This is a genomic window from Flavobacterium gelidilacus DSM 15343, assembly GCF_000422685.1.
In the GTDB taxonomy this organism is placed as follows: domain Bacteria; phylum Bacteroidota; class Bacteroidia; order Flavobacteriales; family Flavobacteriaceae; genus Flavobacterium; species Flavobacterium gelidilacus.
The window spans coordinates 357,308-370,699 of record NZ_KE383904.1 but is presented as its reverse complement, the minus strand read 5'-3'; the positions used below and the strand labels follow the sequence as shown (position 1 = coordinate 370,699).

At 29.1% G+C, this 13,392-nt stretch carries 12 protein-coding genes; 7 read left to right on the top strand and 5 right to left on the bottom strand.

Annotated elements, in window-relative coordinates; translation table 11 throughout:
- Nucleotides 1-51: 51 nt before the first annotated feature.
- Both G507_RS0114320 and G507_RS0114315 read left to right on the top strand, forming a co-directional pair.
- Nucleotides 52-1,110, top strand: coding sequence for a nucleoid-associated protein (locus G507_RS0114320; protein WP_026718134.1), 1,059 nt, complete (start codon nucleotides 52-54; stop codon nucleotides 1,108-1,110).
- Between the two features lie 101 nt (nucleotides 1,111-1,211).
- The gene (locus G507_RS0114315) at nucleotides 1,212-1,838 is read left to right on the top strand and encodes a hypothetical protein (RefSeq protein WP_026718133.1); all 627 of its coding nucleotides are present in this window, start codon (nucleotides 1,212-1,214) and stop codon (nucleotides 1,836-1,838) included.
- 4 nt (nucleotides 1,839-1,842) lie between these two features.
- Here the strand turns inward: G507_RS0114315 and G507_RS0114310 are convergent, their stop codons facing one another.
- Both G507_RS0114310 and G507_RS0114305 read right to left on the bottom strand, forming a co-directional pair.
- Nucleotides 1,843-3,249 (bottom strand): FAD-binding oxidoreductase, encoded by a 1,407-nt coding sequence (locus G507_RS0114310; RefSeq protein ID WP_026718132.1) that lies wholly within the window; start codon nucleotides 3,247-3,249, stop codon nucleotides 1,843-1,845.
- 10 nt (nucleotides 3,250-3,259) lie between these two features.
- The gene (locus G507_RS0114305) at nucleotides 3,260-4,171 is read right to left on the bottom strand and encodes an AEC family transporter (RefSeq protein ID WP_026718131.1); all 912 of its coding nucleotides are present in this window, start codon (nucleotides 4,169-4,171) and stop codon (nucleotides 3,260-3,262) included.
- Between the two features lie 100 nt (nucleotides 4,172-4,271).
- Between G507_RS0114305 and meaB the strand changes: the two genes are divergently transcribed.
- From meaB to G507_RS0114280, 4 genes are all read left to right on the top strand, one after another.
- The gene (meaB, locus tag G507_RS0114300) at nucleotides 4,272-5,357 is read left to right on the top strand and encodes a methylmalonyl Co-A mutase-associated GTPase MeaB (RefSeq protein ID WP_026718130.1); all 1,086 of its coding nucleotides are present in this window, start codon (nucleotides 4,272-4,274) and stop codon (nucleotides 5,355-5,357) included.
- Nucleotides 5,358-5,585: 228 nt separating this feature from the next.
- A complete protein-coding gene (locus tag G507_RS0114295; protein ID WP_026718129.1) occupies nucleotides 5,586-6,218 on the top strand; it encodes a hypothetical protein in 633 nt (210 codons plus the stop codon).
- A gap of 646 nt (nucleotides 6,219-6,864) precedes the next feature.
- On the top strand, nucleotides 6,865-7,623 hold the full coding sequence (locus G507_RS0114285) for a sensor histidine kinase (protein WP_026718127.1): 759 nt from the start codon (nucleotides 6,865-6,867) through the stop codon (nucleotides 7,621-7,623).
- A 3-nt stretch (nucleotides 7,624-7,626) separates the two neighbouring features.
- A complete protein-coding gene (locus tag G507_RS0114280; protein ID WP_026718126.1) occupies nucleotides 7,627-8,268 on the top strand; it encodes a response regulator in 642 nt (213 codons plus the stop codon).
- A 73-nt stretch (nucleotides 8,269-8,341) separates the two neighbouring features.
- On the opposite strand, the gene G507_RS0114275 is transcribed toward G507_RS0114280, so the two are convergent.
- Genes G507_RS0114275 through G507_RS0114265 form a run of 3 tightly spaced genes read right to left on the bottom strand, consistent with a single transcriptional unit; the run spans nucleotide 8,342 to nucleotide 12,408 of the window.
- Nucleotides 8,342-9,673, bottom strand: coding sequence for a hypothetical protein (locus G507_RS0114275; protein WP_026718125.1), 1,332 nt, complete (start codon nucleotides 9,671-9,673; stop codon nucleotides 8,342-8,344).
- Between the two features lie 25 nt (nucleotides 9,674-9,698).
- Nucleotides 9,699-11,426 carry an OmpA family protein gene (locus tag G507_RS0114270; RefSeq protein WP_026718124.1) on the bottom strand — a complete coding sequence of 576 codons (1,728 nt, stop codon included), beginning with the start codon at nucleotides 11,424-11,426 and terminating at the stop codon, nucleotides 9,699-9,701.
- Nucleotides 11,427-11,457: 31 nt separating this feature from the next.
- Nucleotides 11,458-12,408 (bottom strand): hypothetical protein, encoded by a 951-nt coding sequence (locus G507_RS0114265; RefSeq protein ID WP_051191725.1) that lies wholly within the window; start codon nucleotides 12,406-12,408, stop codon nucleotides 11,458-11,460.
- A 284-nt stretch (nucleotides 12,409-12,692) separates the two neighbouring features.
- On the opposite strand from G507_RS0114265, the gene G507_RS0114260 reads away from it, so the two are divergent.
- Nucleotides 12,693-13,391 carry a hypothetical protein gene (locus tag G507_RS0114260; RefSeq protein WP_026718122.1) on the top strand — a complete coding sequence of 233 codons (699 nt, stop codon included), beginning with the start codon at nucleotides 12,693-12,695 and terminating at the stop codon, nucleotides 13,389-13,391.
- Nucleotide 13,392 lies beyond the last annotated feature (1 nt).

Genomic DNA, 13,392 nt, shown 5'->3' with positions numbered 1-13,392 from the left:
TTTTAGATTTCAGACAACAGATAACAGACAACAGATATACTTTTTAAACAAATGATAAACCTTTTCAACGCTCATATAGACAATCTTTCCATTCATAGAGTTGGAAATAAAAGCCGTAACGAAGCCATCTTTTTATCTGAAAACCCATACAAGTTAAACGATGAAATTATGCCTTTATTAAAGGAATATTTCTTTAAACCTTTTCGTGAAAAAGAAGAAAATTACTTTCAATTTGCACATGATGTAGATTTAGAATATAATGACATGTACAATTTAGCCACTGAGATTTTCAATAATCAAAGTGAAGTACATAACATTTCAAAAAAAATAACTTCTCACTTATTTGAGCAATCAAATCATCCACATATTAAGAATGGTGAAGTTTATATAGCTTATCTTTCTAATGTTTCAATTGATAACAATGTAGTGGATGCAATTGGAGTTTTCAAAAGTGAAATTCAAACCGATTTTTTACAATTTGAAGAAAACGGAAGTAGTTTGGAAATGATTTTACAACAAGGAATCAATTTAAATAAATTAGATAAAGGTTGTTTGATTTTCAATTATAAAAAAGAAGAAGGTTATAAAATATTAACCATTGATAGCAACAGATATGATGCTCGTTATTGGTTAGAACATTTCTTATCTGTTGATGCTTTTCAGGATGAAAATTTCATGACTAAGAAATATTTGAAATTCTGTCAAGATTTTGCTAAAGATGTAGTTTTGCCAGCAGAGGACAAACAGCAAGAGGTTTTATTCATGAATAGAGCCATCAATCACTTTGCCAAAAATGATGCTTTCGAAGAATCTGCATTCTTAAATGAAGTTATGGAAAACCCAGAATTTATTCCAGAATTTAAAAATTACAAAGTAGATAAAGGTGAAAAATATAGTATAGAAGACGTAACTGATTTTCCAATTGCTAACGCAGCTGTGACTGATGTTCGTAAGAAATTAAAAAACACCATTCATTTAGATACAAATGTTCAAATTAAGTTAGACTTCGTAAATTCTGATTCAGCTCAAAAATTTGTTGAAAAAGGTTGGGACGAAGAAAAACAAATGTATTATTACTTAGTTTACTTTAATAAAGAACAAAAAAGCTAGTATTTAGTTTTTAATAAATAGTGTTCAGTAAAATAAAAATCCTCAATTACGAATAAGTGGTTGGGGATTTTTTTATATTTGATGTAAATCCAACAGAAATCATGACAAAAATAGAACTACAGAAATTCATTGAAGAAAAATCGAATCGTCAAATTGTATTAAAAGACCGCATGAAACTTTTAACTACTTTAGATGAAGATTTATCAAGTTCCAAAATTGGTCGTTGGTTTGGCAGTGCTTATTTAGCAACTAAACGTTTTGTAACGCTAGCATTAGGAATTATTCTTATTTTAGGTTCAATTTTATTTTTCTTTTTTCCACAAATTTTAGTTAAAGATGAAGCTGTAAAAAATGAAATCATTCAGGATTACAAAGACAACTTTGCCTTAGAAACAGGTTCAGCTTTACAGGTTAAAATAAACGAAATTGCTTCTAATTCCAATAAATCTAAATCTACTCTATTAATTCAAAATTTAGATAAATCTATTGGCGATTCTATTAAAAGTAATGCTAAGAACAAATTTCAGTTTATGGCTGTTTTAGTTTTTATTATGGGATTAATTTTACTTTACATGGCACGATTAACAAAGAAAATTCAGATGAGAAACACCAAAATTTCTGATGCTGAAAAATTATCACATTCTATTATAAAAGATTATTCAATTACTATTGAGGAAGAAGATAAAGAACTTCAAGTTTTGAGAGAATATTTGAATACTATGATTTAATCCATTAAACTTCTTCATCAGGAAAAATTTTCCCAGGATTTAAAATGTGATTTGCATCAAAAACGCGTTTAATACTTTCCATAAGTTCTAGATGTGTTTTTGAAAAGGCAATATCCATATAGTTTTTTTGTACATAACCAATTCCGTGTTCTCCAGAAAGCGTTCCTTTTAAGGCAACGGTTAATTCAAAAATTTCTCTAATTCCTTTTGGGATTTCTTTATTCCATTTATCATCAGATAAATCTCCTTTTATAATGTTTACATGTAAATTTCCATCACCAGCATGACCATAACAAACCGATTTAAAACCATATTTCATGCCTATTGCTTTTATTCCGTTTAATAAAACTGGTAATTCATATCTTGGAACAACAGTATCTTCTTCTTTATAAATAGAATTTGATTTAACGGCTTCACCAACAGCTCTACGCATTTTCCATAAAGCATTTTTTTGCTCTTCTGAATCTGCAAATAAAACCTCATCAATTTTATAATTTTCTACAACTTCTAGGATTTTTTCAGCTTCTAACATCAAAATTTCAGGATAATTTCCGTCAACTTCAATCAATAAATGAGCTTGAATATTTTCTTTAATTTCGACACTTACTCCGTCAACATATTTCATCGTCCATTCTAAAGCATCACGCTCCATAAATTCTAAAGCACTTGGCACAATTCCAGCTCTAAAAATTGCTGAAACGGCTTCACAAGCTTCTGTAGAATTATAAAAAGGAACTAACAACAAAACATTATGTTTGTTTGCTGGAATCAACTTTAATACTATTTTCGTGATTACTCCTAATGTTCCTTCGCTTCCAACCATTAATTGTGTTAAGTTGTAACCAGTTGAGTTTTTTAGTGTGTTTGCTCCAGTCCAAATAATTTCTCCGTTAGGTAAAACAACTTCTAAATTTAAAACGTAATCTTTAGTAACTCCATATTTCAATGCTCTTGCTCCACCTGAATTTTCCGCTACATTACCACCAATCCAACAACTTCCTTGACTGCTTGGATCAACTGGATAAGAAAGGTTTTTTTCTAAAACTGCTTCTCTTAAAACCTGAGTAATTACTGCTGGTTCAACCGTAACTTGAAGATTTTTTTCATCAATTTCAATGATTTTATTTAATCGTTCCATAGAAAGGCCAATTCCTTTTTGAACACATAAAGCTCCACCACTTAAACCTGTTCTTGCTCCAATTGGTGTAACCGGAATATAAAATTGATTGGCTACTTTAAGAATTTCAGAAATCTCAAAAGCGTTTGCAGGTTTCAAAACTACACTTGGAGGAAAAATATAGTCTTCCGTTTCATCATGACCATAATGATTTCTCGTTTCTTCATCCGTAAAGATGTAAGATTCACCAACAATATTTTTTAATAAATCGTATATATTTTTCTTTAATTCCATTGTTCTTGTTTTAAAAATTTAATAAAATCCAGTACCAAAAAGCTAACGTTATGAATGATAACGGAATTCCAATTCCAACCATCATACTACTTAACTTTGGTTTTAATCCATAAGTTGAAGCTAAAATTGCTCCTGTAATCATTGGAGCCATTGCAGATTCTACTATTGAAACATCAATCATCAATCCTGAAGCACCAAATATTTTCTTATACAAAATAAAGAAAAATAACGGTGTGATCATTAATTTAAATAATAAACCTAAACCCAGAAAACCCCAATGTTTGCTTTTTCTTTCAATCTTCAATTGTAATCCAACGGCAATTAATGCTATGGGAGTTACTGTGCTTCCAATTCTTTGAAAAACCGATTGAAAATCAACAGGGAAATCTACTTTAAAAATATTCAATAATAAAGCTACTGCAAAAGCTAAAAATGGTGGGAATAATATTATTTTCTTTACAATTCCATTTACATTTAATGTTTCTCTCGAAAATAATGTAGCAACTATAATTCCGAAAGTTGCCATCACTACAAATGTTCCTGGCTGATCTATTACGATTGCCGTTTCAATTCCTTTAGAACCATACAAAGCCTCAACAACTGGAAACCCAACAAACGATGTATTTCCTAATCCTGCAGTTAAAATTAAACAACCTGTCAGTTTTTTAGACCAACCTAAATATTTTCCTAAAGTATAAAAAAACAAAAATGAAAGTCCAAAACTCAACCAAGCAACTCCTAATGGAAATAATAAAGCTGTCGAAATTTCAATTTTAGGGATATAATAAAGTGCTAATCCAGGCAAAGAAACATAAATAACAAACTGATTTAAAACAACATGCATATTCTTAGGCAAAGCCTTGACATATTGAAAGGTAACACCTATTAATAAACAGATGAAAATTAGAAGAATATTATCCATTTGATTTTTATGAAATACAAAGGTAAAAGCATTATTTGATTATGAAATGGAAAGTTCTTTTTTTTCAAAAAAATTGTACATTTACACAAAGAGAATATTTTTGGAAAATCAACCTAAAAAATCGGCATTATCAGAAGTTAACGGAGTCAATCAACCGGATTCGTTAAGCAATGTTGTGGCTAAAAGAATTCAATTGAAACGAAAAGTTATTCCGTCTGCCAATGAATTGATAGAAGCTATTAAAAAAGGTGACAAAATCGCTTTAAGTAGAGCAATTACTTTAGTTGAAAGTACAAATCCAGAACATTTAGAACGAGCAAATGAAGTCATAAATGGTTGTTTGCCTTTTGCAAATAAATCTGTTCGGATTGGAATTACAGGTGTTCCTGGTGTTGGAAAAAGTACGTTTATTGAAGCTTTTGGTACTTATTTGACTTCTATTGGTAAAAAAGTTGCTGTTTTGGCTGTTGATCCAAGTAGTTCCATAAGTCACGGAAGTATTTTAGGTGATAAAACTCGAATGGAAGAATTAGTCAAAGACGAAAATGCTTTTATTAGACCAAGTGCATCTGGCGATAGTCTAGGTGGTGTAGCCCGAAAAACACGAGAAAGCATAATATTATGTGAAGCATGTGGTTTTGATACTATATTAATTGAAACGGTTGGTGTTGGCCAAAGTGAAACCGCTGTGCACAGCATGGTTGATTTCTTTTTACTTTTAAAAATTGCTGGTGCTGGTGATGAATTACAAGGAATTAAGCGTGGAATTATGGAAATGGCTGATACAATTGTAATCAATAAAGCTGATGGCGATAATATTTCTAAAGCTAAATTGGCTAAATCTGAATTCAATAGAGCTTTACATTTATTTCCTGCAAAAAGTAGCGGTTGGATTCCAAAAGTAACGACTTGTAGTTCTTTTGAAAAAATTGGTATTGATAATGTTTGGAAAATCATTTTTGAGTATTTTAATTTAGTAAAAGAGAATCATTTTTTTGAAAAGAAAAGACAAAGTCAAAATCAATTTTGGATGATGGAAACGATTAACGAACAATTAAAAAGTAACTTCTATAATCATCCAGAAATAAAAAAACTACTTGAAGAAAATAAAAAAGCAGTTCAAAACAATGAGATATCTCCTTTTGCAGCGGCTAAGAGTTTGTTGGAGAAGTATTTTGTCTTATAAAAGCAAAAACCCCAATGAAGTATATCATCGAGGTTTTCTGTCCAAAAACAAACTTAACAAACTATATATGATTTACTTAAAAATATATACTACAAATATGAAAGTTTGAAAATAAAAAAAATCAGGAAAAAAACCTTTAAATTATAAAATAAACACCCTGTAAAAAAAGGTGTTTTTCCTATACCACATAGAAATCATTAAATTAACTTTGTAAAACAATAAATTACTATGATCAAAATTAGAACTAGTATAACCATTTTACTTTTTTCAATCCTCTTTTTGTTAAATTCATGTAATCCAAAGAGTGAAGAAGATAATAATGATAAAACTCCATCACAAATAATTTCAATTGAACAAGCTGTTGAAATGAAGAATTTTTATCAAGATTCAATTGCTGTTCTAATTAAAGAAAATAATTCAACACCAGCTAATGAATACGATCCAACCTTATTTGCATTTATAGAGTTAGATTCCTTAAAAAAATATATTGCCTTTTTGGATGAAGTTGAGCAATTAAATAAGAAAAAAATATCTGGCATAAGAGTTTATTTTGCTGCTTATCCAGACACCCTAAAAAATGGAGGTAAAACACAGAAATATAGAAAAAGAGAAACCTTCTTTTTTGCACCAACGATGGAAGTTGAACCTAATGAATGGGGAAGAGAATACCCGAATTTAAAAAATATTCCTTTTTATATAGAACCTTCAGGTCAGAATAAATTAATAGGTAAATTTAAAGCAATAGATAAACTGTTGTGTAAACATGATTCTAGATCTACAATTAAAAAAGACACAATTAAAGAGTCTGTTAAAACAAGTTTAATATTGAATGAGTTTCAAATAACTCCACCACCTAATTAATATATCTTATGGACATTAAGAATATACCTTTAGCAGATTTAAGAGATTTTTTTACTTATTTTCAAATAGTTACAGCGATTGCAGGGTCAATGTATTATTATAAGTATAAAGACACGTACTTAAAGTACTTTTTATTTCTGCTTTGGTATATTGTATTAAATGATTTTACAGCTAAATACTATAGCCTAAATATAAATAAATACAACTATTTTTTTTATAATATATTTCAAATTGTTTCTTTTAGTTTCTATCTACTTTTGTTTAAAAACGCTGTAAAAAGCTTAAAAAATAAAAAAATAATTTCAATATTATTAGCCTGTTATTACATAAGTTATCTTATAAACATATTATTTATTGATGATTTTTTTATGGATTATTTTTCAAACACTTATGTAATCGGTGCAGCTTTAATAATAACATCTATACTAATATTTTTAAATGAAATATTAAACTCGGATAAAATCATTCATATTAATAAAATGATGGTATTTTGGATAAGTATTGGGTTATTATTAATGTATCTCCCAAATATTCCTTTTAATGTAATTAGAAATTATTATAAAAATTCCCCCACAATTCCCTATATTTATATTGTGAATTTTTTATTGGTGTTTATTTATAATTTAATAATAATTTCAGGTTTTATATGGAGCAGCAAGGAACAGCGGAATTATTTTTAGCCATTATAATTTTATTTAGCGTATGTGTTATAATGGTTTTTCTATTTGTTATTTTTCAAAAAAAGAAAAATGTATTATTATCCAAACAAGTAGAGTCACAACAACAATTTGAAAAAGAAATTGCTGAATCTCAAGTTGAAATACGCGAACAAACTTTAAGAAATATAAGCTGGGAACTTCATGATAATATTGGTCAATTATTGACTTTAGCCAAAATTCAACTTCAAAGTGTTTCAGACAACCCTGAAAATATTAAAGATGTAAATGATAATTTAACTGTAATTTTAAATGAAGTTAGAGCATTATCTAAAGTAATTAACCCCGATTTTATCGCTAACATCAAACTAAATCAAGCCATTCAATTAGAAATTGATAGGTTTAATCGTTTAAATTATATAAAATCAGATTTAGTTATTGAAGGTGAATATCAAGATTTAGATGCAAAAACAGAAATCATTATTTTTAGAATTCTTCAAGAGTTTTTTTCTAATACTATTAAGCATTCAAGAGCTTCTATCTTAAATGTGATAATGAAATTTACTAATTATGAATTACTAATTATAGTAAAAGATAACGGAATTGGCTTTGATGCTTCTCAAAATTCAACAAGTGGAATTGGTTTAAATAATATGAAGAAAAGAGGCGCTTTGATTAATGCTGAAATTTCATTAGAATCAGAAAAAAATAAAGGAACATTATTAACAATTACCCATCGATTTATTTAAAAAATGAAAAAACACTCTATAGTTCTTGTTGAAGATCACACATTATTATCACAAGCCATTGCTGGTATAGTTGATAAATTTGAATCATTTAAAGTCAGTTATTTATGTAAAAATGGGGCTGAATTAGTAGAACAATTTAAATCAAAAAACAATATTCCTGAAATCGTTCTGATGGACATAAACATGCCAATTATGAATGGTATTGAAACCACTGAGTGGATAACCAAAAACCATCCTGAAGTAGCTGTTTTAGCCTTAACTGTTGAGGAAGACGAAAATACGATTCTAAAAATGGTTCGTGCTGGTGCGAAAGGTTATTTACTAAAAGATGTTGACAAACAAACTTTAGAAATAGCCTTATTAAGAATAATTGAAACTGGAGTTTATCATTCAAATATCGTAACAGATGCACTTATGAATTCTGTTACTGGAAAAAATCAGGAAGAAGCAACTTTAAAAGAAAATGAAATTGAATTTTTAAAGCTTATCTGCACTGAATTAACTTATAAAGAAGTTGCTGATAAAATGAACCTAAGTCCCAAAACAATAGATGGCTACAGAGACAACCTATTTGTAAAACTTAATGTAAAAAATAGAATAGGTTTAGTGCTTTACGCAATTAAACATAAAATTTATATTCCTTAAAAAAATACCCCAATAAGTGTATGAAGCTTATTGAGGTATTCAAACATAACTAACTTAACAAATTATTATTTTTTTAATTATTACAAGGGCAATTAGAATCAAATATTTCTACATCTCCTAAACCTCCTTTTTCATTTGTGCTATTATCTAAATCAATGTAAATATCAGTATTTGAATTATTACTAACTGTGGCACTATTTCCAGAACTACTCATTCCTTGAACTCCATAAACCAATGACGAAGTTGACGTCTGCATATAATTTCCAGAAGCCCAAACAATATCATTACTTATAAATGCTCCACTTTTTTCTCTAGAACCATAGTCAACTCCACCAGCAGAATTTTGACCGCTAAATCCTCCTACATAAAAACTATTTCCTGCTACCCATGTAGTACTAGGTCTAACATATTCAAACATTTGTGAACCGTGAGCAGCTCCTCTTTCTGCAATTAACATTCTACCTTTACATGAAAAAGCAACATCAGTAATTTTAGTTTGTGTACCTGGAATAATAGCAATTTCTAATTTTGAACTTGAAGAAGAGTCATCAAATAGTTTTGTTATACCTATTTCATTCGCCACAAATTCGCCACTAGCATTTAAATCAATTGACCAAATCTCTTTATTAGTATTCGAACGAGCAAAATAAACTGTTGTTTTACCATTTGATGTAAAAACACCAATTCCCCATAATTGTTCACCTACAGGAGCAATTCCCGCTAATCCACTATCAAGCACAAAAGGATCAAAAATACTTTTTACATTTCCAGTTGTTGCATCAATTCTATAGATTCTGCCATCTTCTAAATTAGTTGCAAATAATTGATCATTTACTTTATCATAAGCAATATTTCCAATACTATTTCCCGAACCAGTTCCTGAATTTGGAATAAAAGCAGTTCCAACTGTATTTGCATTAGAAGAAACTAAAGTACCTACAAAATTGTTTGTTGTATTTGGTGTATTGATATCTGTAATATAAATACCACTTCTTCCAGCTGTTCCAAAAGTAGAAGGAAACCATGGTGAATCTAAGTTATAAACATCTGTAGCACTTAAAAATATTTTATCCGAACCTTTAATGGCTATACCAAATACTTGTCCAATTCTTGTGACATCCCAAAAATTTGGCTGAATATTTTGCACTTGTCCAGCACCTAATCCTGTATCATTCCAATTTGCACCCAATGGAGCAAAAGAGTTGTTTGTGGTCTCAAAAATTGTTCCTACGATATTACTTGAAGTCATACTTGCTTTTGTTGTAACCATAAATCCTTCTGGTGCATTTTCTATACAAGGCACATCATAATCACAAGTTTCGTCATTACAAGACACAAAAACTATTAGTATTAAAACCAATATAATTGATTTTATTACTGGATATTTACTATATAAATTTTTCATTTTATTTCGTTTAATTGTTTAAAAATTACTCTGGACAAATTACTTTCATCTCTGTTCTTCTGTTTATTGCATGTTCAGCTTCTGAACAATCCACTCCATCAGCACATCTGTTTAATAATCTTGTTTCTCCATAACCTTTACCTGTTATTCTACTTCTATCAATTCCTTGAGAAACAACATAATCAACTGAAGCATTTGCTCTGTTTTGTGATAATGTTTCATTATAAGCATGACTAGAGCGGCAATCTGTATGTGAACCAACCTCAACTTTTACACTAGGATTATCAAGCATAAAACGAACTAATCTATTAAGTTCTATTTTGGCAGAACCTTTTATTTCATATTTATCTAAATCAAATAAAATATTTTTAAGACCTAAACCTTTACCACAATCTACTTTTTCAGCACACATTTCTAGTTTTACGAATAAGTTTTTATCTCTATTGTAATCACTACCATTTACTGTTTCAATTTGAGAGAAATAATTGTCTTTTCGTCCATATAATTGATAAGTCCCTGTTGCTGGCAATTGTAGTACAAAATTTCCTTGTACATCTGTCATGGTAGATTTTTTAACTGCCAGATCTTTATTCTCTAAAACAACGTTTATACCCGAAATTGGAGTTGTTGTATTACATTCAAAAGCCCTTCCTGTAATAATGAAGTTTCTATCTCCATAAATTATCTCTTTTTGCAAAGTTTCTTTAGGCTTAAACTCACCAATAGAAGTTGTCGAACCTTCCATATTTACGTCATATAATTCACCTTCAATTACATAGTCATTTGGTAGCATATCATTAAAAACTACTACACCAAAACTATTAGTTGTTCCTGTTTTAATAACTTCTCCATTTAAATTTTTAACAGCAATATCAGTATTTGCTAATAATTCATTAGTAAATTTATCTCTTGCAGTTACTGCTAATGCATAAATTGGACAAGTTGTACAACATTCTTCTTCTTTAGGCTTACTATTTAATTTTAATGTTACCCCAGCAAAAACTCCTATTGAAGAAACATCACAATTACATGGCTCAGATCTTTTTTCAAAAGTTCCATTTAAAGAATTAAAATTATTTGTCGCTGTACTATTTGTGAATTTTTGATATCCTGTGGAAATACCTGTTGTTGAATCAAGCAATTCTGTTCCATCAAAATGTTTAATATAATATGCTCCTGCATGTACTCCAAATGCTTGACTAAACATATAAGTAAATCTTAATTGAGCTTTGGCTGCTAATGAACTTTTTAAATCATATCCTGCATGAAAGTTCAGTAGTTGGTTAGGAACTGTAGTAGTTTCATATACTGCTACTTTTCCTCCTTTTATAGTAGAAAGTCCTATACGTGTATTAAATTCCGTTTGGAATTTTTTACTAGGTGATAGGTATCTATAATTGGGGCCTATTCCATAAAACATTCTTGTAATTTTATCTTCTTGAATTGTAAAAGACGTTAATGGAACTCCGCTTGATGAAAATAGATTAGCTGTTGGATAAGTACTTTTAGTACCATTATTGATATAGTCAAAATCAAACCCAATTCCAAACCAACTCCAATAATAATCTAAAGAAGTGCCAAATTCTGGCCCAGCTTTATAATCAATATAAGGTGTGTTGTTTTTAAAAGATGGCATATCATATCCAGCTCTAACTGACCATTGAAAACCAGAGTCGGAAATTGGTGTTGTTTGTGCATTAGTATAATTACACATTGCAAAAAATACTAATATAATATATTTTAAGTTTTTCATTTTATATGATTTTAAAGTTATAAGTAAAGTATTAAGGCAATGCATTTATTGCTGTAGTGAATTCATCTGCAGTTCCAATAGTTGTTTCCGATAGAGCGAAAAACACTTGCTGATTTTCTGTCAAGATTTGTTGTTTTATAGCATATCTAAACATTCCATCTTTTTCTGTAACAAAAATTAAGTAACAATCCAATCCAACTGGAAATTGTCCATAAGATTTTCCTAATGAATTTGGAAAAGTTTTAACTGCTAAGAAAACAGCAGAATTTGCTCCATAACCCGCTGGTACATTTGCTGTAATTGTTGTTTTTGGACCAGGTGTAGAATAAAATTTATCGCAATTAAACCATCCGAAAGACGGAATAATAGCTGCATATATAGGAGTTGTAGCTTGTGCAACTGTTAGTATTTCATAAGTTATTGCTTGATCCCAAGACAATTCTCCTTCAGAATTAATTGTGCCAGAAAAAGGTTCCATTCCAGTTTTTGTTCCACCAGTTAATGATGTTGGAATATCCAAAGAAATAGGACAAGTAAGTGTCAATTTTATGTTATCCTGAGTGGCTTGTATATAAAACTCTCCTCCAGATTCTAATAACTCTTTATTAGCTCCTACATTAGCTAAAGTTGGTTTATTAGAAGTTAACATATTTCCTTTATCAAAAATTTCAACATAGGTTACTTTTACTTCACCAGTAACTGGGCTTCCATTTTTTCGTAAACAACTACCTATAATACTCAAATTCACGCCTTTAGGTGAAGTGTAATTTAATGTAGTTGATGCATCAAAAGTAATCACATTCGTTAATGAAGCTGTTTTTGCTTCAAATAAATTCTTTAAAGCTTGAGGAGTTGGAATTGGTTCAATTCCATTAATAACTTCAAACTCATCTTCATTACAACTTATAAAAGAAAGTGTTAAACATAAGAGTAACATAACCTTTGCCATTGTTCCTGTAAAATAATTTTTAATTGTTTTCATAATTTTAATGTTTTTAAATATTGTTATTTTAGTCTATATCAATTGAAAAAATAATTTGTTACCTATATAATTAGATTATTTTTATATTTGACCTTACAAAAATCGTAACATATTGAGAAACAATGAATGAGCATACAACTTAACTATTAGAATACTTTAACCTAATATTTAGGGTTGATTAACGTATTGATAAAAGGTTCTTAGTTTTTAGTGGCAAAACATTTTCTTTTTTTCTTTGTATTGAAATAAAAATGTAACTTTCATCATTATAAAAACTTAACAATATGAAAAACAAAATTTTAGGATTGCTATTATTAGGAGTAATTATTGCTTTTGCAACATACGTTTATAAATATCCTCCAAGAGAAGTTGTACCTACAATACCGATTTCAAAAGAAGATATTTGTATGGATTATAGTAATGAAGACATGAATCAATTAAATGTGAATTTAATCCACAAAATGGTTGATGGATATAAAGACAATCAATTAAGATATATTAAATCTGAAATGACAGATGACGCCCATTCCATTTGGTTCGACTTAGAAACATTGAAAAAATTTATCTATCAATTAGAAAATAAAGCAAGAAAAAATGCTGTTCCTACTTCATCAAATAAGTTAGGAGTTAGAATTTATTATGCTAGTTATCCTAAAAAAGATGAAATGAGCAAATTTTCTGATTTAAAAGATTTTATGTCAGATCCATTAAAATCAAATTATGGAAATTTGCATACTTTAGTTATGATTCCTACTATAAATACAGCAGATGGTAATGTAGATTTTAATCCATTAGATGCAGATACTTATAGTGAAGGATTAAAAGGTAAAAAGAATTATTTAGACACTAATTTAACGAGTACTACATTTGGATTACTTGGAACTAATAAAGCTACTGCTACTACATCTTCTTCTACTGGAGCGCAGAATCATGGAAATCTAATACCACCAGGTGATCCAATAGTTGAAGGTTTTTATCCATAAT